This window comes from Bradyrhizobium sp. DOA9, from assembly GCF_000617845.2.
GTDB lineage: Bacteria > Pseudomonadota > Alphaproteobacteria > Rhizobiales > Xanthobacteraceae > Bradyrhizobium.
In genome coordinates this window covers 5,771,286-5,794,671 of record NZ_DF820425.1, presented here as the reverse complement: position 1 = coordinate 5,794,671, position 23,386 = coordinate 5,771,286, and the positions used below count along the sequence as shown (strand labels likewise).

The following is a 23,386-nucleotide window of genomic DNA, read 5'->3' as shown; positions in this document are numbered from 1 at the left end:
GCGCAGCGAGAAAGATCCTGCCGCTCCTATCTCGGATATTCCAGCTGCATCGCCACGAAGTCGGCCGTGCGCGCTCCGTAGCGTGCCTCGATCGCACGCAGCGTCTCGTCGAGCGCCCGCGCCGGCGGCGAGGCGCCGGCATTCGGCAGGGTCTGCTCCGCCGGCCAATTCTCGGCGATGCGGTCCGGCAGGATGCGAAGGCCGCTGCGGCTCGTCTGCGCCTCCGGCGTGGCGGCGAAGGTGAGGGCGCGCGAGCGGTAGGTGCGCGACCACGCATCGGCGATCAGGGCGAGCGAGACCTCGTCCACATCGGGCCGCAGGGCGATGCCGAGCTGCTCGCGCTTCCAGAATGCGAGCGTGTTTGTGATCGCCGTCAGCGCGAAGGGGCGTGTGAAGCTGAACGCGTCGCTGCGGTGGCGTGCGTCCCATCTCGCAAGGCCGATGTCGCCGGCGACCGCCTCGGCCTTGGCGCGGCCGGCGATCGCCTCGATCAAGGTGAGGGCCATCGGCATGGATGCGGTGATGCCGGTGGTCGTCGCGACGCCCTGGTCGACCACCAGCCTGCGGTCCGCCGCGTAGCGGATCGTCCCATGCTTCTGCAGATCGCGCACGGAATACCAATGCGTCGTGGCCCGCTTGCCGTCGAGCAAGCCGGTGTTGGCAACGACGGTGGCGCCGACGCAGACGCCGATCACGATCGCGCCCTTGCCGGCCTGGCTCCTGATCCAGTGCAAGACCGTCGCGTCGTCGTCGCGGCTCATCGCCGGCACGATGACGTAGTCGGCGCCGTCCGGGTGCGCGGCATCGAACTCGGCGATGGTCGCATGCGGCTGCACCTTGAGGGCCGGATAGAGCGTGACGGGCCCTGGCTGCGTCGACAAGGTGAGGACGTCGGCAATGTCGGCGCGGGCGAGGATGCCGTAGGGCATCAGGTAATCGGTGGTCTCGCTCATGTCGTTGATGCCGACGATGGCGATCAGGGGGCGCTTGCGTTTCGGCGGTTTCAGCGCCGCCAGGGTCGCCTCAGCTTCGTCTCTGGAAATCGCAGGCGGGGTTCCCGATGCCGGCGCGGCCGGCAGCAGGAGCAGCCAGGTCGCGCCGATCGCCGCCAGCAATGTCATGCCGCCGAGGGCAGTCCACGCCAGATTGCGCCAGCTCATCATGATGTCACCCGCTCGTCTCACGCGACGCGGAAGCTATCCGGTCGCATCGACGTCAGGAATGACGCAAATCCGGCAAAAACAGTCATGCCGCGCGAGGATCCATCGCCGCCTGTCCGCAGGCGCTCTATCGCAGCCCCTCATACACCATCAGCCCGCGTGCGATCTGCAATTTCCGGATGGCGCGCGGCAGCAGTTTCTCCGGCTGGTGCAGGTAGCGCCAGGAGGTGAGAGTGAAGGCGGACAGCGTGCCGCATTCGTCGTCGAACGGCGCGAGCACGCCGGTGACGCTGACCGGCGTATGCGGGCGCGCGTTGAAGGGCAGCAGCAGGAGCTCGAGATGCGCCTTGCTGCCGTCCTCGCGCGCGGCGGTGAGGCCGGCGATCGCGCCCAGCGTCTCGTCGGCGACGATCGTGGTGATCTCCTCGATCTCGCTGCGGCTGGCTGCTGTGAACAGCGCCGCAAAGCTCCGGTCCTTGAGGTCCGTTCCTGCGAGCGCGCAGACGCGTGTGCCGGCGACGCGGAACGGGAAGCCTAGGTTCGGCTCGCAGGACAGCACGAAGATGTCGCTGAGCAGGCCGCGGACCGCGGCCGGGTCGATGTCGGCCCGGTCAGGGGCCCGTGCAGTGCCGCGCTTGTTGTCCCAATACGCGAAGAACGCGCGGCTCGACGGATGTTTCATGACTGAACGCTCGCCCGGGGTGCGACCTCGAAGGGACAGACCTGTCCCGCTTCAGTGCACCCGCGATCCCTTCTGTTGTTGTGCAGGAGGGGATTTGCAGCGTCCATGCCGCCGGCGCGTTTTCGCGCCGGTTAAGGCGGTCTTTGCGTCGTTAACGTTAAATTAACGATGTGCTTCGTGTCGGCTACGCGCCTGCTATGGTGACCCCGGTCGCAAACCTCGCCGCTTTTCTCCAGGTTCTCGGCGGGGCCTGTACAGGGCGTCAAACAGTTTGGTCACGGGCCGCGGGGAGGGGTGGGGATACGCCTTATCTCTCCGGCCACCGGAAGACCGACACGGACAGGCAGGGCCTTCCCAGGGCCCTGCCTTTTCCTTTTTCGGCAATCAGCGCTCGTGCTCCGGACGTAGCACAGCCTCTTCAGTGATGCGCTGCAGAGCCGGGACCCAGTCAGCCGGCCAGCGAACGATACAGCCCGCACGATTTCCTTTTGTGCACTTGCGCAGGGACGGCAAAGGCGACTATCTCCAAGCCTGTCGCTCCGATGTCGCCTGAAAGCGAAGCTGCCTTGGATTCCCCGCAAGATTCGTCGCCGCAAGGTCCTCAGCCGGGCCCGCCGGCCGTCAATGAGGAGGCTCCGCGCGAGCCGATCCTGACGCTGCCTCCGGCGCTGACCGCCTATATCCTGCTCTTGGCGGTGATCCATCTGCGGGTGCTGCTGCCGCCGGAGCTCGAGAACTGGACCATCGACGTCTTCGGCTTCATCCCGAAGCGCTACGATTCCTCGCTGCTCAATCTGCAGATCCCGGGCGGGGCGGGGGCGAAGGTCTGGACTTTCGTCACCTATTCGCTGCTGCACGCCAATCTCACCCATCTCGGCTTCAACGTGCTGTGGCTGCTGCCGTTCGGCAGCGCGCTGGCGCGGCGCTTCGGCACGGTCAGGTTCTTCGTCTTCCTGGCGGTGACGGCGGCGGCCGGCGCGCTCGCCCACCTCGTCACCCACGAGCATGCGGTGGCGCCGATGATCGGCGCCTCGGCCTCGGTGTCGGGCGCGATGGCGGCCGCGATCCGCTTCGCCTTCGTCCGCGGCAGCTTCCTGTCGTTCAGCCGTTCGGATGCCGATACCGCCGCGAAAGTTCCGGCGCTGCCGCTGTCGCGCGCGCTTCGCGACGGGCGGGTGGTCGGCTTCCTCGCCGTCTGGTTCGGCGTCAACATCATCTTCGGCGTCGGCGCGATCGGGGTCGACGCCGAAACCACGAGCGTGGCCTGGCAGGCGCATATCGGCGGCTTCTTCGCCGGCCTGTTGTTGTTCGCTCTGTTCGATCCCGTGCCGCGTCTGCGAGGCGATGCTGCGGATGCGTCATCACGGGACGTTTCAGACCGTATCTGAAGCGGCGCTTGCGACGCGGCCCGAATTCATCCATCATTCCCGCGAAGAATGTTCCGAAGCGGCACGTCGTTAGCGACGATGCTTCGCAAAGCGCACGAGCGTGAACCGGCGCTGTAACTGTTAGTTGAAGACTCGCGAACAAGTCCGGACCGCCAAAGGCGGACGGCTCGGATTCAGGGAGGCGACAATGACGGTACGTTCCATTCTCAACACCAAGGGCCACCAGATCATGAGCGTCGAGCCCGACGCCAAGCTGGCGGCCGCGATCAAGCTGCTGGCCGAGAAGAAGATCGGCGCGGTGCTGGTGATGAACCAGAGCCGCGTCGAGGGCATCCTGTCGGAGCGCGACATCGTGCGCGTGCTCGGCGAGCGCGGCGCCGCCGTGCTCGAGGCGCCGGTCTCGGAGGTGATGACCCGCAAGGTCGTGACCTGCAAGGAGACCGACACCGTCGCCGAGATCATGGAGACGATGACGACGGGCAAGTTCCGCCATCTGCCCGTGATCGACAACGGCAAGGTGGTCGGCCTGATCTCGATCGGCGACATCGTCAAATGGCGTGTCCGCGAATACGAGACCGAGCAGGAAGCCTTGCGCGACTACATCAAGACCGCCTGATCAGGCCTGCTCGTCCGCTTTCGGCGCGGTGCCCGCGGGCGCCGGCGCCAGCACGTGGATCGCCTCCTGGATGGACTCCAGCGCGCGCTCGGCTGCGCGCGTGCCATGTGCGATCAGGTCTTCGGAGCGGTGGAAGTCGAACCAGCCGAACTGGCCGACCCGCGGCGTGATCAGCATGTCGGGCGGATCGCCGGCGAGACGGGCGCGGGTGATGCGATCCTGCATGATGTTGAAGGCGTCCACCATCACCGACGAGATGCCGGGCCGGCCGTTGCCGCCGAAGAACTCGCGCTTCATCGTCTTCTCGGGCGAGAACAGGCGCGGGAAGCGCCGCTTGGCCGCCGGCTCCCCGGCCTCCGGCACGACCGGGCTGGGCACTGCGCCATGCGAATAGATCGTGGTTGAATGGGTGAAGATGTCGCTGGAAAGATTTGCGGCGATGACGATTTCGGCGCCGAGCGCGCGGGCGGCCGAGACCGGCACCGGGTTCACCAGCGCGCCGTCGACCAGCCAGCGGTCGCCGATCAGCACGGGCGCGAAGATGCCCGGCAGGGCGTAGGACGCGCGCATGGCATCGACCACGCGGCCGCGTGTCAGCCAGATCTCGTGGCCGGTGCGAACCTCGGTCGCGACGCTCGCGAACTTGATCGGCAGGTCCTCGATCAGGACCTGCCCGATCGCCTCCTCGAGCCGGGTCGCGAGCTTCTCGCCGCCGAGCAGGCCGGAGCCGTTGAGACGGATATCGAGATAGCCGAGAATGTTGCGCATCCCTTGCAGGCTGCGCCCCCATTCCTCGAACGTATCGAGCCGGCCGGCCGCATGGAGGCCGCCCACCACCGCGCCGATGGACGTGCCGACCACGACATCGGGCACGATCCCGTTGGCAATCAGGGTCCTCAGGATTCCGATATGGGCGAAGCCGCGCGCCGCGCCGCCGCCGAGGGCAAGGCCGATTACCGGCCGGCGGATGCTGCCCAGGCCGACTTTTTCGCCCACTTTCTCGCCGTTCGAGCCGTTCGCGCCCCGGCCTTTCAATCTGTCCAGCACCGAAAACTCTCCTACGCCGGGCCAGCCCGCGTCGTCAGACTAGGCATCGCCCTTGCGCTCCGCCATCCCAGGCGCGAAGCATGGTTTATGCCGCTTTGGAAAGGGCACGGGGCAGGAGTATGGCGAGGGGCGGTTGCTTCCGAACTAATCACGCAGCCGTCAACCCGGTTCCACAGAAACGTCCGGGGCCGTATTTCCAAGGGTTTCAGAGGCTTGAATTTGCCGCGTTTTCGGTGAAAAGCAGGGAGCATGACACGCGGGGGTGACGGCATCATCAGATGGCGGCGCAGCGGCAGGCTGCTGCCGGCGCTGATCATTGGCGCTTGTCTCCTTGTTTCCGGCCGAAACGCCGCCCAGGCGCAGCTTTTCTCGGATCGTCCGCCGCCGGTGCCGCCCGCCTCGGTGCCCGACCCCGGCAACGCCGTCAGCCTGGCGCCGCCTTCCGGGCCGGGCGCGGGACCCCCAAGCCTGCCGCCGACCCTGATGCAGCCGGCGACCCCGAGCATGCCGCCGCCCGCGGTCTCGTCCGTGCCGCCCGCCGCCCCGCTGAATGCGGCCGTGCCCGGACAGGGCGTGCTGTCCCTGACCGCGAAATACGGCAAGGACTCGGCGCCGATCACCAGCGGCCTGGTCTGGCGCGTGTTCGCCGACCGGCCCGACGAGAACGGCACCTTCAAGCTGATCCGCGAGGACCGCAGCGGGACGCCGAACATCGTGCTGCCGCCCGGCAATTATGTCGTCCACGTCGCCTTCGGCCTCGTCAGCGCCGTGCGCACCGTCAGCCTGAAGTCCGAGACCAATCGCGAATCCTTCGTGCTGCCGGCCGGCGGCCTGCGCATCGAAGGCCGCGTCGGCACCAGCCGCATTCCGCAGAACCAGATCTCGTTCGCGATCTACAAGGGCAGCCAGTTCGAATCCGGCGAGCGCGCCTCCCTGGTGCCGAACGTCGCCGCCGGCGACGTCGTGCTGATCCCGGAGGGCACCTACTACATCGTCTCCAACTACGGCGATGCCAATTCGGTGGTGCGCTCGGACATCCGCGTCCAGGCCGGCAAGCTCACCGACGTCACCATCACCCACCGCGCCGCCGTCATCACGCTCAAGCTGGTCAGCGACAAGGGCGGCGAGGCGCTCGCCAATACCGCCTGGTCGGTGCTGACCCCGGGCGGCGACGTCATCAAGGAATCGATCGGCGCGTTCCCGCGCGTCGTGCTGTCCGAAGGCGAGTACCGCGCCATCGCCAAGAACGAGGGCAAGGTCTACGAGCGCGGCTTCAACGTCGTCAACGGCGTCGACGGCGAAGTCGAAGTCATCGCGCGCTGAGGCCAGCGCGGCCCGCAACGAGAAGCTCCCGCACGGCCATTCTCATCGCGCGCACGTATGTGCATCTTGGAATACCGTTGCCTTCAGCGGGTTTCTGCCAAGTAACTGCCTGCCACTAACCGTCCGCCGCTGTTCTGCGTTCTGGCGCGAATAATGGTAACGTCACCACTCGCCTGCGGGGCCAAGAAACACCGGCGGCATCGGCTTATTCCAACGGCGGCGCGCCTTGCTCACGACAGTGGACGATACGAATTTCCGATAATCAATTTTATACTCTGTCCATCCTGCTGCGCTATATGTCTCGCGTCCGTCCAACGGGGAAGCCGGAGCAGGCGCATGCCTTGGTTCGGCACGGAGCAGGGGACCAGGCTCATCGGCATGTTCGAAGTGATCCTCACCAGGCGCAAGCGGTTCGGCTGGCGGTGGCAGGTGTGCGACCAGTCCGGCAAGATATTTGCCGACGGCTTCGAGCGCACGCGTCCGTCCGCCAAATATCAGGGCGAGCGCGCGTTGTTCTTTCTGCTGTCCCAGGCTTATCTGCGCAACCGCTCGGCGGCGTCGAGCGAGGACTAGAGCATGATCCGGAAAAGTGTGAAGCGGTTTTCCGAAAAGTTCATGCTCAAACAAAGAGCTAAAGCGCGATGACGATTCAACCCGATCTCATCGCGCTTTGGAGGCACGCTGCCTCGTAGCCCAGATGGGGCAAAGCCGTGCCGCGCGACAGGCTTCATCTCAGACATCGACGACCAGCTTGCCCTTCGCTGCGTGATCGCGGATCAGCGCATAGGCGTCGCCCACATTCTCCAATGTGAAGCGCTGGCGATCGAGCATCGGCACGAGCTTGCCGGCCTCGACCAGGCGCGTCGCCTCCATCATGATCTCCCCATGATGCGCGCGGCCTTCGCCCGACAGCAGCGGTAGCAGCGTGAACACGCCGGAATAGGTGGCGGCGCGGAACGACAGCGGCGCAAGCGCGTGCGTGCCCCAGCCGAGCGCACTCACCACATGGCCGAAGCGGCGCGCTGCTTCAAAGGAGGCGTCGAGCACCTTGCCGCCGACCGTGTCGTAGACGATGTCGAAGCCGCGGCTGCCGGTATGATGGGCAACGTAGGCTTCGACAGGGGTGCTGCGGTCGATGAACACCGCGCCAAGACCTTCGATGGTGGCGCGCTGCGACGCCGAGCCCGTTGCGAACACGTTCGCCCCGAAGGCGCGTGCGATCTGGATCGCGACATGACCGACGCCGCCGGCGCCGCCATGGATCAACACTTTCTGGCCGGCCTTGAGCGACGCACGGTCGATCAGGCCTTCCCACGCCGTGATGAAAATCAGGGGCAGGGCAGCCGCTTCCCGCATGCTGAGATTGGCGGGCTTTGGCGCCAGCAGATCGGCATCGACCGCGGCGAATTCGGCCAGCGAGCCCTGTACGCCGCCGACGCCTCCGGTCATGCCATAGACCTCATCGCCCGGCTTGAACCGTGTCACCTCGTGCCCGGCCTGCTCGATCACGCCGGCGAGATCGATCCCGGGAATTGCAGGCAGCGGATGGCGCGCATGGGCCGCTACGCCGGCATGGATCTTCGTGTCGAGCGGATTGACCCCGCTGGCGCGCACGCGCACCAGCACCTCGTGCGGGCCGATCTCGGGCGTGGAGATGCTTGAGAGCCGCAGCGGCGCGTTGTGGGTCTCGAGGATCGCCGCGCGCATCGTCGATGGTCTCGTCATGGCCGTCTTGCTCCGTTGTCGCTCTCCAATATGCCCATGAAGTTTTGCATGAGAAGGAACAAGGCTGTACGATGGTCATACAATTTTGTTTGGCTGGATTCGGATGGACTGGAGCGATCTGCGCATCTTCCTCGCAATTGCGCGCGAAGGAACGCTCGGCGCTGCCGCGCGAAAAATTGGCCAGACCCAGCCGACGATGGGCCGGCGGCTTCGCGCGCTCGAACAGGCGTTGGGACAGACCCTGTTCCAGCGCACCGCCGACGGATTTGTCCTCACCGATGAGGGCGCCGCCGTACTGCGGCACGCCGAGCGGATCGAGGAGGAAGCGCTCGCGCTGGAGCGGTACGCCTCCGGCGCCGAGACGCAGCTCGATGGTCTTTTGCGACTGTCATCCTCCGACTGGTTCGGGACGGTGATGCTGTCGCCAGTGATCGCCGCCTTTGGCAAGCGGCATCCGAGGGTGACCATCGAACTCCTGACCGATGCGCGCCTCTACAGCCTGCCGCGCCGCGAGGCCGATCTCGTCTTCCGCATCAAGCCGTTCAGCGAGCCCGAAGTCATTTCCAGGAAGCTGCTGCACATTCCCTACGCGCTCTATGGCAGGAAGGGCAGCAAGCCGCCGCGCGTCGGTGACGGGCGCGGGGTCCGCGTCGTGACCATGAACGTCGAATTCGCCGACATGCCCGATGCGGTCTGGCTGAAGCGTACGCTGCCCCATGCGGAGGTCGCCTCGCGCAGCAACAACAGGCAGGCGCAGGCTGAGCTCTGTGCGAGCGGCGGGGGATTGGCGGTGTTGCCGCGCCCGCTCGGCGACCGCGACCGCCGCCTCGTCGCATTTGACATCGGCATGCCGCCGCCCGGCCGCGACACCTTCGTCGGCTATCACCGCGACCTCAAGCGGCTGGCTCGGCTCCGCGCGCTGCTGGATCTGGTGATTGAGAGGTTGGCGTGACGGTCTAGTTTGTCGGGTCGGCAAAGGCGCGCGCACTTTGCGCGCCGTGCCCACCACCTCTCGACGATCGCATTAGGCAATGGTGGGCACGCTTCCGCCTTCGCTCTTCGAGCTACGGCGGACAAGTCGCTTTGCCACCCTACACATCGATCCGTTGCGTTGCCCGACGGGCAAAACACCCAAGATGCCGGTCAACCTGCGCCGCGGAAAATATTCCACTTTACCGAAATTCGGAAATAACGTATGTGTCGGCTCAACCCGGCCCAAGGAAGAGGGGCGTATCGCGATCGTCACGAACGCGGGCCGGGCGGCGGTGGACGCGGGTCACACTGGGGCGGAAGGTTCGCAGGGCGGGCAACCGTGAGCGAAAACCATCGCGCCAACGACGGGTGTGGTTCGCGTACGGCAAAATCGTGTGGTCCTGGCGCCCGGGGTCTGTGCGTCAAGTCTTGTGGTGATGGGGCGGCCCAACCGGGCACGCGCATCAGCTATCGGCAAGGCGACGGGGGCAATAGTGCATCGCTCCCCGAGGAGAGCGCGACATAAGCCGTAAAGCCACTGCGCAGGGAAGGCCGGATGTTTGGCTTCACCTGTATGCCGCTGTGCAAACTTTTGTTGCCACCTTTCGCACAGTGGACCGTGGGTGCCCGGCCGGCACCCGGTCTTCCCTGCGCCCTTTTCCATCGGGGCTGAGGTGATCATGCAAAGCTCGGGCGAGATGCGCCGCGAGAATGCGAAGGCGTGTCTGCGAGTCGTAGGATGGGTAGAGCCCTTGCGAAACCCATCATGCTTCAACACGGAGAAAGCGTCGATGGGTTTCGCTTCGCTCTACCCATCTTACGAATTAAAGGAGCGACGGTCACCACACACCCCGTCATTGCGAGCGCAGCGAAGCAATCCAGACTGCCTCTGCGAAAAGATTCTGGATTGTTTCGCTGCGCTCGCAATGACGGGTGGAGGCAGGTGTGCGCGAAAACTCCGGCTGTGTGCCCCGGACACAGCGCAGCGTTCTCTTCGGCTCTGCGCCGCCTCACGCGCTGCGTCGCCTCCGGGACACGAGAGCACCTTCGCGAAACCGTCACAGTCTCTAACACGCACTAACCAACACCTGACTTAAAACTGTCATAATCACCGAATGGAACCAGCGCCTTCGCGCTTTTTACACGTCGTTAAGAGCGTCTGCATTGGATGCGGCGGCAAAGTGCGTTGGGGACTGCAATGACTGCCGCGAAGAAGTTGCCGGGAAAACCGGCCGCCGATATGTTCGACGACATCCCGGTGCTTCAGCGCAAATGGCGTGCGGCGTTGAAGCCGGGCGAGCGGCTGCCGCGCTACGAGGACGTCATGCTCGGCAGCCTCGGACGGCTCGCCGACCACATCGCGCTCTTGAAGAGCGATGGTGTGCTCGAGCTGTCGCGCAGCGGACGCTACGTGCAGAAATGGCTCGGCGACGAGCGCTGGGACATTCCCCTTGCCGAGCTGTCGCCCGATTGTGCCACCGCGCTGTCGGAAGCGGCGGCAAGCGCGCTGGCGGCCGGCAGGCCGCATCGGGCGAGCGCGCATTGCGTGCGCGACGGCATGGTCAGGACCTATGACGTGCTGGCGCTGCCGACGTCCTCGCGCTGGGGCGCGACCCTGATCGGCGCCTATGTCAACGAGCGCGGCGCGCAATACAATCTCCTCGACGCTGTCTTTTCCGCGACCGACGACGCGGTGGTCTCGCTGGCGACGTTGCGCGATGCCGCCGGCAAGCCGTTCGACCTTCAGGTCGTGCACCACAACAAGAGCGCGGGTGAGCTGCTGAAGGTTGTCGGCGCAAGCCTGTTGTGGCGGCGGATCGGCGAGGGCGGCACGCTGCTGGCTTTGCCCGAGGTGATGGAATTCCTGCTCAAGGCCGTTTCGGGCAGCCGCTGCGAGCAGCTCGAGATCGAGAGCGAAGGGCGCTACCTCAGGCTCAGCGCCACCGCCTTCGCCGACGTGGTTTCGCTGACCATCTCCGATGTCACCGTCCTGAAGCGGCGCGATGCTTCGTTCCGCCTCCTGTTCGACAACAATCCAATGCCGATGTGGGTGTTCGACGCGGAGACCAGGGCGTTTCTCAGCGTCAACGACGCCGCGGTCCAGCATTACGGCTACAGCCGCGCGACCTTCCTGCGCATGAAGCTGCACGAGATATGGCCGGAGGACGAGTGGGACAGTCACGCCGCGGCGCTGGAGCGCCTCGGCGACGCCTATCACTCCTCGCGCAACTGGCGCCACTTGCGCGCGGACGGCAGCGAGATCGAGGTGCTCACCTTCGGCCGCCGCGTCGCCTTCGACGAGCGCGAGGGCTATCTGGTGGCGGTGGTCGACATCACCGAGCGGCGCAAGGCCGAAGCGCGCATCGCCTATATGGCGCATCATGACGGGCTCACCGACCTGCCGAACCGCGAATACTTCCAGGAGCGCCTGAAGCAGGCGTTGGACCAGGCCGCGGGAAAACGGGTCGGCGTGCTCTACATCGATCTCGACCTGTTCAAGAACATCAACGATTCCTTCGGCCATCCGGTGGGCGATCGCCTGTTGAAGCAGGTCGCCGAGCGCCTGACCGTTGCGGTCCGCGGCGCCAATCTCGCCGCGCGGCTCGGCGGCGACGAGTTCGCCGTCATCCTGGCAGCCGACGTCTCGCCGAACGAGGCCAGCGCCTGCGCCTCCTTGCTGATCGACATGCTGAAGGCGCCTTACGACGTCGAGGGACAGGAGATGGTGATCGGCGCCAGCATCGGCGTCGCACTGTCGCCGGGCGACGGCACCACGCCGGAAGAGCTGATGCGCAATGCCGACATGGCGCTGTACCGGGCCAAGGCCGACGGCGGCGGCGTGCACCGCTTCTTCGAGCGTGAGATGGACCTCCAGGCGCAGAAGCGCCGTGACATGGAGCTGGACCTGCGCCGCGCGTTCGCCAATGGCGAGTTCGAGCTGCATTACCAGCCGCTGGTGTCGATCGCCTCCGATCGCATCTCAGGTTTCGAGTCGCTGCTGCGCTGGCGTCATCCGGACAAGGGCATGGTCTCGCCGGCGGAGTTCATCCCCGTTGCCGAGGACATCGGGCTCATCATCCAGCTCGGCGAATGGGTGCTGCGCGAAGCCTGCGCCGAGGCAGTCAAATGGCCCGCCGACGTCAAGGTCGCCGTCAACCTGTCGCCGGCGCAATTCCGCAGCCGCAACCTGGTTCAGGTCGTGATCTCGGCCCTGGCGCAGTCCGGCCTGTCGCCGAAGCGGCTCGAGCTCGAGATCACCGAGTCGATCTTCCTGGCCGAGACCGATGCCAATGTCGCCACCCTGCACCAATTGCGCGAGCTCGGCGTCGGCATTTCCATGGATGATTTTGGCACCGGCTATTCCAGCCTGAGCTATCTGCGCAGCTTTCCCTTCGACAAGATCAAGATCGACCGCTCCTTCGTCAAGGATCTGGCGCAGCGGCCCGATTGCGGCGCGATCGTGCGCGCGATCTCGGGTTTGGGGCGCAGCCTCAACATCACCACGACCGCCGAGGGCGTGGAGACCGAGGATCAGCTCGACTGGCTGCGCGCCGAAGGCTGCAACGAGGTGCAGGGCTTTCTGTTCAGCGCCGCCCGGCCCGCCGCCGAGATCGCAAAGCTGCTCGCCGATTTCGGCCAGCGCACCTCACGGGCGGCGTAACGCGGGTGGATAGCAATCGTAGACCAGTGCCTTGAACGCGGGCGTGATGCGGCCGCGCTCGTTCTGGGTCTGCTGCATCATCAGGTAGACCATGTCGAGCTTGGGATCGACGCCGAAATAGGTGCCGCTTCCCGAGTCCCATTTCAACTCGCCGAGCGAGCCCGGCGGCGGCGGTTTGGCGTTGCCCGGATCGGTCCGCACCGCAAGGCCATAGCCGTAGCCGAAGCCGTCGCCCGGGAAATAGAAATAGTCGCGTCCGACGCCGGAGCCGGGTCCGATCTGGTCGGTCGTCATGGCCTTGAACGCGGCCGGGCTGAGATAGCGCCTGCCTTCGAACTCGCCGCCGTTGAGCAGCATCTGCGCGAAGCGCTGATAGTCGGTGATGGTCGAGAGCAGGCCGCCGCCGCCGGACTGCCATTCGGGGTGCTCCAGGCGGTCGCGCTCGCCGGCGAGCAGGATGAAGTCGTTCGGCAGCGGCCGCGCCATCCGCACCAGCTCGTCCTCGCCGGCGAGCGCGAATTTGGTGCTGTTCATGCCGAGCGGATCGAAGAGACGTGCTTTCAGGAACTCGTACAGCGTCTGGCCCGAGATGATCTCGATGACGCTGCCGAGCACGTCGGTGGAATGGCCGTAGCGCCACAGCGTTCCAGGCTGCCGCGCCAGCGGCAGCCTGGAGATGCGATCGGCGAATTCCCTGTTGTTGAAATGGCCCGCGAAAATGTTGGCCATCTTGTAGGCGTGCTCGACCCATTCGCTGCCGATGTAATCGTAGCTGATGCCCGACGTATGCCGCAGCAGATCCTCGATGTTGACGGGGCGGTCCGGTGGGTCGAGGTCCAGCTCGACCGTGCCGTTGGGCAGGGTCACCTCGCGGCCCACCTTGGTCTCGGCAAACAGCGGAACGTATTTCGACACGGGGTCGGTCAGCGCGAGCTTGCCCTCGTCGATCAGCATCATCGCGCCGAGGCACGTGATCGGCTTGGTCATGGAGTGGATGGCGAAGATCGTGTCCGGCGTCATGGCGAGGCCGGTCCTGGTGTCGCGCACGCCGAAGGTCTTGAGGTAGACCGGCTTGCCGTGCTGCTGCACCAGGATCACCGCGCCCGGCAGGCGGCCGCTTGTCACCTCCGTGTTGAAATAGGCGGTGATGCGCTCGAGCCCCTCGGGCGACGGCGCCGGGATGTCCGCAGCGCGGCTTCGCGCCATTGTGCCGGCGAGCAGTGCGGCCCCGACCAGAAATTCACGACGCTTCATCCGGGCTTCCTCCCTCGGCGGGATCAAAGCCGCAAGACGCTCGATGCGTCAACACAGCATCGGTTAAAAACGCGTCACGATTGCCGAAAGGGACGGCCGCGGACGGTCCTCGCTGGGCTCGTCCGCGTGCCCGATGAAGGCGCCCTTCGTTCGGCCCGAGGCCGTATGTCGCGATTGGACGGCTTCGACTACATGGCACGAACGCTCGCGAGGAACTTATCGACCTGGACTTCCAGCTCGGATGCGTTCCTGGCGAGGCTGCCGGAGGCGGTCAGAACATTCCCCGCTGCGTCGCTGGTTTGGCCGACAGCCTGATTGGTGCTGCTGATGTTGGTCGTCACCTCCTTGGTGGCGGCGGCCTGCTCTTCCACGGCGCTCGCGATCGCCGTGCTGATCTCGCTGATCCGGTTGATGGTCTGGGAAATCGCCTTCAGCGCCCCGGCCGTGTTGCCTGTCGCGGATTGCATCTCGTTGATCTGGGCGCCGATGTCCTCCGTCGCCTTGGCGGTCTGGCTGGCGAGTGCCTTCACCTCCGATGCGACGACGGCGAAGCCCCGGCCGGCCTCGCCGGCGCGGGCGGATTCGATCGTAGCATTAAGTGCGAGGAGGTTGGTCTGACCGGCAATCTGGCTGATGAGCGCCACCACGTCGCCGATCTTCTGCGCCATTGTCACGAGGCCGGAGACCAGTCGATCGGATTTTTCCGCCTCCTCGACCGCGGCCCTCGCGACCTTGCTCGCCTCGGCGACTTGCCTGCTGATCTCGTTGACGGAGGAGGTGAGCTGCTCGGAAGCCGATGCCGCTCCTGCGGATCGCTCGCTGACGAATTCGGCGGTGGAGGACAGTGACTGAGCGGTCGCCTGCATCTCGGAAGAGGCGGAGGCCAGTGTGCCCACCAGGCTCTTCACGTCCCGTTCAAAGTCATCCGCAAGTCGCACATTGGCCGTGACGACCGACCAGTTGAGCATCGCTCCGGTGTAGCTGCCTTTCCTGTCGAACAGGGGCGAAACGCGCAGGTCGAGCGTCTCCGGTCCAAGCTTGATCTTGGCCGCGTGGGGCAGCCGGGTCGGGTCGCCGACGATACGGCGTTGATGCTGTGGGTTCTTGTGGAAGATGTCGAATGACTTGCCGACGAGCTCGTCCGGGGCGACCGGAAGCAGATGCCTCAAAGGCGCGAGCGTCTTGACGCTGGTCTTGTTGACGTAGGTGATATTGAATTCGGTGTCGCACATCATGATATTGAGCGGCATGTTGTCGAGCATCTGCAATTGACGTTCGGTCTCGGCTTCGAGCTTGGCCTTCTCGGTCGCAAGCTCCCAGGTCAACATCGGCCCGGTGTAGCGGCCGCGCGCATCGATGACGGCGGTTACGGTGAGATCGAGCGTCTCGCCGCCGATCGTGATGCGGGCGCGGTGCGGAAGGTTCTTTGGATCGGACAGGAGTCGTCGCTGATGCTCGGGGTTCTTGTGGAAGATGTCGATCGACTGGCCGATCAGGGCGTCGACTTTGACGGGCAGCACGTGCTCGATTTTCTTGAGGTTGTTCCTGGTCGATTCGTTCACATAGACGATCTTGAAGTCGGTCATCTCGCAGATCATCACGCTGATCGGCATCCGGTCGAGCAAACCGAACGAGCTGTCGGATTTGAAACGAGAAAGCATGCTAAGACCCCCAATTGAGAATGTTCAAAGTCAAGACGGCATCGGGCCAGGACTGGCCCATTGCGAAACGCGGAATAACGCAAACACGACTGCTACAATGACCGCGCAATCCCTGAGCTGGATTGCGACGACCCGATCAGTTGACGAGCACCGCCCCGTCGCAGCGCACGCCGGAGACCCATACGTCCGCTTGTCCAATCCCGACGCCGAGTGCGGCAAGCGTGGATGCGAGTACTTGATCGATCGAGCCCGTGGCGGCGGAGAGGATGTTGGCGACCGTCGAGCCGGCCCCCGGCAACGGCAGTGCGAGGGGCCCGGAGGTGACTGTCAAGCTCATATCCCTGAGCAGGCTCGACATCAACGAAGATGTGAAATTTGTCGTCGTGACTGTCTTGATCGTCTGCGCCTGAATCTCGGCGTAGCTGAAGTCGACCCGCCTTGCCGCGGTGTTGCTTATTTCAGCATGAGCTCGGCCGGTGATGTTCACGCCGGATATGTTGACCAAGGTGGCGGGCGGGGGATTGGGCTTGGTCCTGAAATTGGTCATGTCGGCCATCGATACGTTGCCGACCCAGGCATCGACGACGCCGGGTGTGACGCCGAGCGTTACGGTCGAACTGCTGATGTCGGGCCGTCCGCAGGAGATGCCGGACAGCGTCGCTGTCCCCGGTGCGACCTCGACATAGACCGGCAGATTGACGGAAGGAATGCCGCCGCTGCCGGCGAGCTGGATCGTGATCAGGACGCGCGTCTGAGCCGTGTGGACGCTCGCGCCCTGGGCGCCGACGGCGAACCAGCCAGAGCCCACCGGACGTTCGCCGACGGTGGCGGTCACCGAAACCTGCGTGATCCCAGGCAGATTGAGGTTCACGCCGGCTGCGATCTGATTGTTTCCATTCGCGACTGCGGCGGTGCCGGACAGCAAGCTCAGGAGCGAAAGGCTGGCTCCGACCCTCGGCTTCTGGCCGATTGCGAGGCTGCCGTAGGGCCCAAGGTCGAGGAGCGATCCCGGAGCAATCCGGGTTGACCGCGCGGATGTGGCTTGGGCGATGCTCGACAAGGCGATCGTGGCCGCGTTGTTGCCATTGGCGTTCTGTTGCGTCGTCAGCATTGCCGCAAACAGATCGGCCATCTTGACGTTGCTGGTCAGGACGTTGTCGTAAGTCGGGCCGGTCACATCGGCCCGCGTGGCAACAGCAGACAGGAAATCGAGCGCGTCGACGCGCGCGTTCGCGAGCGCCTGATAGTCCATGGCCGTCAGAGAAAGGTTTGTGCCCAGCATCGACCCAAGCATGGCGTTGATCAGCCCGCCGTTGACCGCAAGAAGGCGTGAGCCGATCGCGAACGAGGCGAGGGCCGTGCTCGACGCCGTTGCTGTGGTCTTGATCGTGTATTGGCTCGAGCCGGTGATGTAACGCGCGAAATAGAGCGGTGTCTTTGTTTCGAGGGTGACCCGTGCGGCGGTCGGCGTTCCCGTCGCCGGCGTGATGAAGCGTTTGTTCGGCGCCAGGGCGGCGTTGGCCGTGTAATTTCCAAGCTCGACCCCGACCAGCGCGTTCGCCGGATAGTTGTTGCGTACGACGGTCGCAGAGGCGGCATTCGTGGCGTTGTTCAGGTTGCCGGCAGCGACGATCGCCGCAAGGTCCGCTGCGCTCTGGGCCTTGCGCCTGTCGGCGAAGATCGCGCCGAGATCGACGCCAAGCGCGGCGAAGCCGATGACCAGGGTCATGACGATCGATCCCATGATCGCAACGTTGCCACGGTCGTCGGAGGCAAACCGGCGCACGAGGTGCTGTGCCAATTTCATCCTAGAACCCTCCGTAGGGAATGGCGGCTGAACGGACGATCGTGGTGGAGGGAGCCGGCGCGAGTGGAAGCGCGAAGATGATGCTGTTGGACGCGTCGTATGTTACGGTCACCACGTACACGTTCGTGGAACTGCTCGATGGAGCGGCTCTGACGACAATTTTGCCTGGATCCAGCAACGGGTAGGTCGAGGCGTTTGAAGAAACGTAGCCGGTTGCAATCGTGTTGCGCTCGCTGTCGGAGATGCCGGCAACCGAAGAGCGGGCCGCTTCCGCGGCAAGCTGCTGGACCCCGTGGACCATCGTGAGATAGCCGCCGAAGATGACGATCCCAAACAGCATCAATAGAAAGAGAGGCGTGATTAGCGCGAATTCGACGGCAGAAGCGCCGCGCAGGCAGAATGCGAATCGAAGCATGTCGGACCTCAACCCATTGTTGTGGCTGAGGATGCGGTCGCGCTCGTTACGGCTTATTTTAAGGATCGTTCCGTAAATTTGCGGGTCCTATTGCGACTTTTAGCCCTCAAGAAATTTATGGGGCCATAGAAAGCTTGTTCTAGATCAACGATTCAGAGTTGTAGGGTGTTTCTAACAGAGACAACCTGCGGTTAAGTATATTAATGGAGATTCGCTAAATGGATCAACGCAAGGGGTACGTAAATATTCCTACGGAAATCGTGCGTACCGCGATTGCGATCTCCGAGACCGGGAGCCTGTCCAAGGCCGGTGAAATGTTGGGCCTGAGCCAGCCGGCGATCAGTTCACAGATGAAGAGGCTTCAGAATTTGGTGGGTGGACCGTTGTTCGAGCGGACCTCGACCGGGACGGTCCTCAGCGATCTCGGCAGGCTTGCGCTGCAACAAGCCAGGCGCATGATCGAGGCGAATGACCAGTTGCTGAGATTGTCCGGCAATACTGATCGTGCGCAGCCGGTCAGGCTGGGGCTCAATTCGCTCTTCGCGACCGATTTCTTCAAGGCGCAACAATCTGCCGGCGGTGTTTCCGGCATTTTCGTCCAGGTCGATCAGTCCGGCATCCTCGCCAAAGCCTTGATCGAGGGATATCTCGACATCGCCTGCATATTCGATCATCAGCGCATGGATGGGGATATCCGCCAGATGATCGTGGCGGGAATTGAAGAGCCGCTCGTCTGGGTCAGGGCGAAGCAGTTTGTAGTGAGTCCGGGATCACCCATTCCGATCCTGACATGGCCTGGCCACGATTGGATGGTGCGAACGCTCGAGCGCCACGAGATTTCATACAAGATCGTCTTCAACAGTCCGGATTTCGAGATCAAGCTGCGGGCGGTCGAAGCCGGCATGGGATTTACCGCCGTGCCTGCCAGCAAGGTGCCCGACACGGTGGTCATCGCCAAGGACTATTATCTTCCTGAATTGCCGTCCATACGCCGGGTCATGTGCGTTCGAGCGAGCCCCGGCAACGCGCGCATGGCTGAACTCACGAAGCAGCTGGCCACGTTGTTTTTCGAGCCGAGATGAGAATCTTCAGCCTCGGCGGCGCAAGCTTTGCGGGCTTAGAACCTGGTCACGAGATCGGACAGAATGGGGCGCGGACGGTCCTCGCTCGGCTTGGTCGGCTTGCCCACGTGAATGAAGCCGGCGAGCTTCTCGTCCGGCTTGAGGCCGAGCCCGTCGAGCACGTCGCGGTCGAACGAGAACCAGCCGGTCAGCCAGCACGCGCCGTAGCCGAGCGCGGTCGCCGCCGTGACGATGTTCATGGCGCTGGCGCCCGCCGACAATTCCTGCTCGAACGCCGGCACCTTCGGATGTGGCCTGGTGAAGCTGACGATGCCGATCACCAGCGGCGCGTCCATCAGGCGCTTGCGCTCGGTCTCGACGTCGGCCGCAGGCGCGCCGGGATTCTTCCGCGCAAAGACCCTCGCGATCACCTCGCCGGCACGGGCCCGGGCATCGCCTTCGAAAATGATGAAGCGCCAGGGGGCGAGCTTGCCGTGATCGGGCACACGCGCGCCGATGGTGAGGATGGTCTCGAGCTCGGCCGGAGAAGGGCCGGGCCCGCTCATCTCGCGCGGCTTGACCGAGCGGCGGGTCTTCAGGAGTTCGATGGCGTCGGGCACTGCGATATCCTCTTCAAATGGTCGGCGGGCGTGCCATGCCGAGATAAGCATGCACGCCCGCAACCGAAAGCGAATTTAGACCGATTTCAGGAATCAGACCGCACCACGCATCCGCATCACATCCGGCGGCGTCGCTTCGTCGACGAGGGCGGCGATCGCCTCGGCCGTCGCCATCACCTTCTGGCCGTCGCTGCCGAGGCGGCGCACCGAGACCGAATGCGACTCGGCTTCCTTCTTGCCGACCACGAGCAGCGCCGGGATCTTGGCCAGCGAATGCTCGCGGACCTTGTAGTTGATCTTCTCGTTGCGCAGGTCGATCTCGACGCGCAGGCCGGCGCGGCGCGCCTGCTCCAGCACCACCTTGGCGTATTCGTCGCCTTCCGAGGTGATGGTGGTGACCACCGCCTGCACCGGCGAGAGCCAGAGCGGGAAGTTGCCGGCATAGTGCTCGATCAGAATGCCGATATAGCGCTCCATCGAGCCGCAGATCGCGCGATGCACCATCACCGGCGGTTTCTTGCCGCCGTCATGGTCGATGTAGAAGGCGCCGAACCGCTCCGGCAGGTTGAAATCGACCTGCGTGGTGCCGCACTGCCAGTCGCGGCCGATGGCGTCGCGCAAAACGTATTCGAACTTCGGCCCGTAGAACGCGCCTTCGCCCGGGTTGATCTCGGTCTTGATGTGATTGTTCTGCGACTGGATCTCGCGCAGCACCGTCGCCATCACGCGCTCGGCGTGATCCCACATCGCATCGGTGCCGACGCGTTTCTCCGGACGCGTCGACAGCTTCACCGTGAGGTCGCCGGTGAAGCCGAAATCGGCATAGGTCGACAGGATCAGATCGTTGATCTTCAGGCACTCCTCGGCGAGCTGATCCTCGGTGCAGAAGATGTGCGCGTCGTCCTGGGTGAAGCCGCGCACGCGCATCAGGCCGTGCATGGCACCCGACGGCTCGTAGCGATGTACCACGCCGAACTCGGCGAGGCGGAGCGGCAGGTCGCGGTAGCTCTTCAGGCCGTGCTTGAAGATCTGGACATGGCCCGGGCAGTTCATCGGCTTGAGCGCAAACCAGCGCTTGTCCTCGGCCTCGTCGCCGGCCGACTGCGCCGCGAACATGTTCTCGCGATACCAGCCCCAATGGCCCGAGGTCTCCCACAAGACCTTGTCGAGGATCTGCGGCGCGTTGACCTCGTTGTAGTCGCCGGACAGGCGCCGGCGCATATAGGCGATCAGCTGCTGGAAGATGGTCCAGCCCTTCGGGTGCCAGAACACGACGCCCGGGCCTTCCTCCTGGAAGTGGAAGAGGTCGAGCTCGCGCCCGAGCTTGCGATGATCGCGCTTCTCGGCTTCCTCGATCTGCTTCAGGTAAGCGTCGAGGTCCTCCTGCTTGGCGAAGGCCGTGCCGTAGATGCGGGTGAGCATCGGGTTGTTGCTGTCGCCGCGCCAATAGGCGCCGGCCACCTTCATCAGCTTGAAGGCGCCTCCGACCTTGCCGGTCGAGGTCATGTGCGGGCCGCGGCAGAGGTCGAACCAGTCGCCCTGGTAGTAGATCTTGATCGGCTCGCTGCCGGGAATGGCGTCGACCAGCTCGACCTTGAAGGCCTCGCCCTTGTCGCGGAACACCTGTTTGGTTTTCTCGCGATCCCAAACCTCCTTCGTGAAAGGCTTGTCGCGCGCGATGATCTCGCGCATTTTCTTCTCGATCGCGGCAAAGTCCTCCGGCGTGAACGGCTCGTTGCGGAAGAAGTCGTAATAGAAGCCGTTCTCGATCACCGGGCCGATGGTGACCTGCGTGCCCGGCCACAGCGTCTGCACCGCTTCCGCCAGCACGTGCGCGCAGTCGTGGCGGATCAATTCGAGCGCGCGCGGATCGTCGCGATTGACCAACTCGATTTTGGCGTCTGCCTCGATCGGATCGTTGAGATCGGCGAGCGCGCCGTCGAGCGCCATCGCAACCGTGCGCTTGGCGAGCGAGGGCGAGATGCCCTTGGCGATATCGAGGCCGGTGATGCCCTTGTCGTACTCGCGCCGGGCGCCGTCGGGGAAGGTGAGGGTGACCTTGGGGGCCGGGGTCACGGGCTTCAAATTGGAGAGGCTGTACTGGAACCCGGACTCGGATTTGGGCTGGTCTGACATTGCTTTTCTCCTGAGGCTCACTCCTGCGAACGAGCGCAGGTAAGCGGGAACGAGCGATATATCAGGCGATTCGGCCTGCGCAATCCGGCATTTCCAAGAAAGTGGCGCGTAAAACCCGGGGCGGAGCCCGCAACTATTTGACGTTGTGCCCTTTAATCCGCCGCGGGCCGCCGCTACATGCGTTTGCATGGAAAATGCCCCTGCCGCCGGCCGTTTAGCGCCAACCGCCCTGATGCTCGGCAATCTCGTGACGGGCTGCTCGGTCTTGGCGCCGGCGGGCATGCTGCCGGAATTGTCGGCGGGGCTCGGGATCAGCATCCACGCGGCCGGGCTCCTGATCACCTTCGGCGCGGTGACGCTGTGCGTCGGCTCGCCGCTGACGGCGTGGCTGACCAGCCGCATCGAACGGCGGACCCTGCTCGCCACGACGCTGGCGGTGCTCGCGCTCGGCAATCTCGCCTCTGCGTTCGCGCCCGATTACATCAGCCTGCTGATCATTCGCCTCGCGATGCTCGCGGTCGGCGCGCTCTATACGCCGCAGGCCGCCGGCACGGCTGCGCTGATCGTGCCGGCGGAACGCCGCGGCAGCACCATTGCGTACCTCTTTCTCGGCTGGTCGCTCGCCGCCGCCGTCGGCCTGCCGCTGATCACCTTCATCGCCAGCCGTTACGGCTGGCGCGCCGCCTATGGCGGGATCGGCGCGCTCGGCTGCATCAGCTGGCTGCTGTTGCTGCTGCGTCTGCCGGCGGGCCTGAAGGGCGCGCCGGTCGATCTGAAGACATGGGCCGCCGTCGGCCGCAACAGGACGATCCTGCTGCTGCTTGCGATCACGATGCTGCAAATGTCGGGACAGTTCGTGGTGTTCACCTATATGGGGCCGCTGCTCAACAAGCTCACCGGCGCCGGCCCCGATGCGATCGGCGCGGTGTTCGCGCTGTACGGGATCTGCGGCTTCCTCGGCGTCGTCGTCGCAACCCGGATCGTCGACACTTCCGGGCCCTATCGCACCTCGTTGCTGTTCACCTGCCTGCTGCTTGCCGGGATGAACGGCTGGGCGCTCGGCGCCGGCTCGCTCGTCATGATGACGGGCGCGGTCGCGATCTGGGGCCTTGGCTTCGCCTCGACCAACTCGATGCAGCAGGTGCGGCTGGTCGCGGCCGCGCCGCCGCTGGCCTCGGCCACCGTCGCGCTCAACACGTCGGTTCTCTATATCGGCCAGGCGGTCGGCTCCGCCGTCGGCGGGCTGCTGTTCGCCCGCGAGCTCCTGCATATGCTCGGCTTCGTCGCGGTCGGTTTCGTGGTGCTGGCACTGATCCTGGTAGTCGCGACCCGGCCCCGGCGGGCGGCTGCCGCCACCGCCTGAACGCTGCAGGTCATTCGCGCAAGGCGCTTGGCAAACCTCGCGCCGGAGCGGTAGAAGGCCGGCGTGGGGATCAAAGAGAGTTGACTGAGATGAGGATGATTCTGGCGGTTGCCGCGGTGCTCTATTCAGCCTCCGCATTTGCGCAGACCGAGAAGCCACCGATGGTGGGGGACAAGCCGCTGGTGCAGGTCAAGCCCAAAGGGACCAAAGCGGGGACCACGGAGGCAGCGGCCAAACCTGCTGCGGCAGCAAAGGGCAAGCCGCAGTCGATCGCCGTCCGGCTCCAGAGCTGTCTCGAGATCGACGACGGCACCAAGGATCGCCTCAACTGCTACGACGCCGTGATCCCGCCGTCGCCAAAGCCGAAGCCGGCCAAAGCCAAGGGCTACGCTGATTGCCGCTTCTTCAAGGAAGAGGACGAGCGGCTGACCTGCTTCAACGGCTTTGCCGAGAGCATTCCGAAGCTGCCCAAGAACTGATTAGACTGATATTGCC

The 23,386-nt window shown here is 64.7% G+C and carries 19 protein-coding genes; 9 read left to right on the top strand and 10 right to left on the bottom strand.

From position 1 onward, the window contains the following. Positions 1-26: 26 nt before the first annotated feature. A complete protein-coding gene (locus tag BDOA9_RS27330; RefSeq protein ID WP_025037127.1) occupies positions 27-1,160 on the bottom strand; it encodes a DJ-1/PfpI family protein in 1,134 nt (377 codons plus the stop codon). Positions 1,161-1,287: 127 nt separating this feature from the next. Beyond that, on the bottom strand, positions 1,288-1,842 hold the full coding sequence (locus BDOA9_RS27325; protein WP_025037126.1) for a PAS domain-containing protein: 555 nt from the start codon (positions 1,840-1,842) through the stop codon (positions 1,288-1,290). Positions 1,843-2,408: 566 nt separating this feature from the next. Between BDOA9_RS27325 and BDOA9_RS27320 the strand changes: the two genes are divergently transcribed. Further along, positions 2,409-3,230: a rhomboid family intramembrane serine protease gene (locus BDOA9_RS27320; protein ID WP_025037125.1), complete on the top strand. Its 822-nt coding sequence runs from the start codon at positions 2,409-2,411 to the stop codon at positions 3,228-3,230. A 187-nt stretch (positions 3,231-3,417) separates the two neighbouring features. Beyond that, entirely contained in the window at positions 3,418-3,846 is a 429-nt protein-coding gene (locus BDOA9_RS27315; protein ID WP_025037124.1) for a CBS domain-containing protein, read from the top strand. Here BDOA9_RS27315 and BDOA9_RS27310 read toward each other — a convergent pair whose 3' ends face one another. Then, positions 3,847-4,893 (bottom strand): patatin-like phospholipase family protein, encoded by a 1,047-nt coding sequence (locus BDOA9_RS27310; protein WP_025037123.1) that lies wholly within the window; start codon positions 4,891-4,893, stop codon positions 3,847-3,849. A gap of 249 nt (positions 4,894-5,142) precedes the next feature. Between BDOA9_RS27310 and BDOA9_RS27305 the strand changes: the two genes are divergently transcribed. Together BDOA9_RS27305 and BDOA9_RS27300 are read left to right on the top strand one after the other, a co-directional pair. Then, on the top strand, positions 5,143-6,216 hold the full coding sequence (locus tag BDOA9_RS27305; protein WP_025037122.1) for a hypothetical protein: 1,074 nt from the start codon (positions 5,143-5,145) through the stop codon (positions 6,214-6,216). Positions 6,217-6,552: 336 nt separating this feature from the next. Further along, positions 6,553-6,789 carry a hypothetical protein gene (locus BDOA9_RS27300; RefSeq protein ID WP_244521532.1) on the top strand — a complete coding sequence of 79 codons (237 nt, stop codon included), beginning with the start codon at positions 6,553-6,555 and terminating at the stop codon, positions 6,787-6,789. A gap of 159 nt (positions 6,790-6,948) precedes the next feature. On the opposite strand, the gene BDOA9_RS27295 is transcribed toward BDOA9_RS27300, so the two are convergent. Beyond that, positions 6,949-7,941, bottom strand: a complete 993-nt coding sequence (locus BDOA9_RS27295) for a zinc-dependent alcohol dehydrogenase family protein (RefSeq protein ID WP_025037120.1) — start codon at positions 7,939-7,941, stop codon at positions 6,949-6,951. A gap of 103 nt (positions 7,942-8,044) precedes the next feature. Between BDOA9_RS27295 and BDOA9_RS27290 the strand changes: the two genes are divergently transcribed. Together BDOA9_RS27290 and BDOA9_RS27285 are read left to right on the top strand one after the other, a co-directional pair. After that, positions 8,045-8,893, top strand: coding sequence for a LysR family transcriptional regulator (locus tag BDOA9_RS27290; protein ID WP_025037119.1), 849 nt, complete (start codon positions 8,045-8,047; stop codon positions 8,891-8,893). A 1,218-nt stretch (positions 8,894-10,111) separates the two neighbouring features. Continuing rightward, complete coding sequence (locus tag BDOA9_RS27285; RefSeq protein ID WP_025037118.1) at positions 10,112-12,574, top strand: putative bifunctional diguanylate cyclase/phosphodiesterase; 2,463 nt, start codon at positions 10,112-10,114, stop codon at positions 12,572-12,574. Here the strand turns inward: BDOA9_RS27285 and BDOA9_RS27280 are convergent. The 4 genes from BDOA9_RS27280 to BDOA9_RS27265 form a co-directional block, all read right to left on the bottom strand. Further along, on the bottom strand, positions 12,560-13,828 hold the full coding sequence (locus BDOA9_RS27280; protein WP_025037117.1) for a serine hydrolase domain-containing protein: 1,269 nt from the start codon (positions 13,826-13,828) through the stop codon (positions 12,560-12,562). The genes BDOA9_RS27285 and BDOA9_RS27280 overlap by 15 nt on opposite strands. A gap of 188 nt (positions 13,829-14,016) precedes the next feature. After that, positions 14,017-15,489 carry a methyl-accepting chemotaxis protein gene (locus BDOA9_RS27275; protein WP_025037116.1) on the bottom strand — a complete coding sequence of 491 codons (1,473 nt, stop codon included), beginning with the start codon at positions 15,487-15,489 and terminating at the stop codon, positions 14,017-14,019. Between the two features lie 136 nt (positions 15,490-15,625). After that, a complete protein-coding gene (locus BDOA9_RS27270) occupies positions 15,626-17,296 on the bottom strand; it encodes a pilus assembly protein TadG-related protein (protein WP_025037115.1) in 1,671 nt (556 codons plus the stop codon). Between the two features lies 1 nt (position 17,297). After that, on the bottom strand, positions 17,298-17,711 hold the full coding sequence (locus tag BDOA9_RS27265) for a TadE/TadG family type IV pilus assembly protein (protein WP_025037114.1): 414 nt from the start codon (positions 17,709-17,711) through the stop codon (positions 17,298-17,300). A gap of 218 nt (positions 17,712-17,929) precedes the next feature. Between BDOA9_RS27265 and BDOA9_RS27260 the strand changes: the two genes are divergently transcribed. Next, the gene (locus BDOA9_RS27260) at positions 17,930-18,793 is read left to right on the top strand and encodes a LysR family transcriptional regulator (RefSeq protein WP_025037113.1); all 864 of its coding nucleotides are present in this window, start codon (positions 17,930-17,932) and stop codon (positions 18,791-18,793) included. Positions 18,794-18,828: 35 nt separating this feature from the next. On the opposite strand, the gene BDOA9_RS27255 is transcribed toward BDOA9_RS27260, so the two are convergent. After that, entirely contained in the window at positions 18,829-19,392 is a 564-nt protein-coding gene (locus BDOA9_RS27255; protein ID WP_025037112.1) for a nitroreductase family protein, read from the bottom strand. Positions 19,393-19,485: 93 nt separating this feature from the next. After that, the gene (thrS, locus tag BDOA9_RS27250) at positions 19,486-21,528 is read right to left on the bottom strand and encodes a threonine--tRNA ligase (RefSeq protein ID WP_025037111.1); all 2,043 of its coding nucleotides are present in this window, start codon (positions 21,526-21,528) and stop codon (positions 19,486-19,488) included. Positions 21,529-21,715: 187 nt separating this feature from the next. Here thrS and BDOA9_RS27245 point away from each other — a divergent pair, with 187 nt between their 5' ends. Continuing rightward, positions 21,716-22,891 carry an MFS transporter gene (locus BDOA9_RS27245; protein WP_025037110.1) on the top strand — a complete coding sequence of 392 codons (1,176 nt, stop codon included), beginning with the start codon at positions 21,716-21,718 and terminating at the stop codon, positions 22,889-22,891. Positions 22,892-22,980: 89 nt separating this feature from the next. After that, entirely contained in the window at positions 22,981-23,370 is a 390-nt protein-coding gene (locus BDOA9_RS27240) for a hypothetical protein (protein WP_025037109.1), read from the top strand. Positions 23,371-23,386 lie beyond the last annotated feature (16 nt).

Bases quoted from the DNA above. Each gene is read 5' to 3' on its own strand.
- BDOA9_RS27330 (WP_025037127.1), bottom strand. From the start codon at position 1,160: ATGAGCTGGCGCAATCTGGCGTGGACTGCCCTCGGCGGCATGACATTG.
- BDOA9_RS27325 (WP_025037126.1), bottom strand. From the start codon at position 1,842: ATGAAACATCCGTCGAGCCGCGCGTTCTTCGCGTATTGGGACAACAAG.
- BDOA9_RS27315 (WP_025037124.1), top strand. From the start codon at position 3,418: ATGACGGTACGTTCCATTCTCAACACCAAGGGCCACCAGATCATGAGC.
- BDOA9_RS27305 (WP_025037122.1), top strand. From the start codon at position 5,143: ATGACACGCGGGGGTGACGGCATCATCAGATGGCGGCGCAGCGGCAGG.
- BDOA9_RS27300 (WP_244521532.1), top strand. From the start codon at position 6,553: ATGCCTTGGTTCGGCACGGAGCAGGGGACCAGGCTCATCGGCATGTTC.
- BDOA9_RS27295 (WP_025037120.1), bottom strand. From the start codon at position 7,941: ATGACGAGACCATCGACGATGCGCGCGGCGATCCTCGAGACCCACAAC.
- BDOA9_RS27290 (WP_025037119.1), top strand. From the start codon at position 8,045: ATGGACTGGAGCGATCTGCGCATCTTCCTCGCAATTGCGCGCGAAGGA.
- BDOA9_RS27285 (WP_025037118.1), top strand. From the start codon at position 10,112: ATGACTGCCGCGAAGAAGTTGCCGGGAAAACCGGCCGCCGATATGTTC.
- BDOA9_RS27280 (WP_025037117.1), bottom strand. From the start codon at position 13,828: ATGAAGCGTCGTGAATTTCTGGTCGGGGCCGCACTGCTCGCCGGCACA.
- BDOA9_RS27275 (WP_025037116.1), bottom strand. From the start codon at position 15,489: ATGCTTTCTCGTTTCAAATCCGACAGCTCGTTCGGTTTGCTCGACCGG.
- BDOA9_RS27270 (WP_025037115.1), bottom strand. From the start codon at position 17,296: ATGAAATTGGCACAGCACCTCGTGCGCCGGTTTGCCTCCGACGACCGT.
- BDOA9_RS27265 (WP_025037114.1), bottom strand. From the start codon at position 17,711: ATGCTTCGATTCGCATTCTGCCTGCGCGGCGCTTCTGCCGTCGAATTC.
- BDOA9_RS27260 (WP_025037113.1), top strand. From the start codon at position 17,930: ATGGATCAACGCAAGGGGTACGTAAATATTCCTACGGAAATCGTGCGT.
- thrS (WP_025037111.1), bottom strand. From the start codon at position 21,528: ATGTCAGACCAGCCCAAATCCGAGTCCGGGTTCCAGTACAGCCTCTCC.
- BDOA9_RS27245 (WP_025037110.1), top strand. From the start codon at position 21,716: ATGGAAAATGCCCCTGCCGCCGGCCGTTTAGCGCCAACCGCCCTGATG.
- BDOA9_RS27240 (WP_025037109.1), top strand. From the start codon at position 22,981: ATGAGGATGATTCTGGCGGTTGCCGCGGTGCTCTATTCAGCCTCCGCA.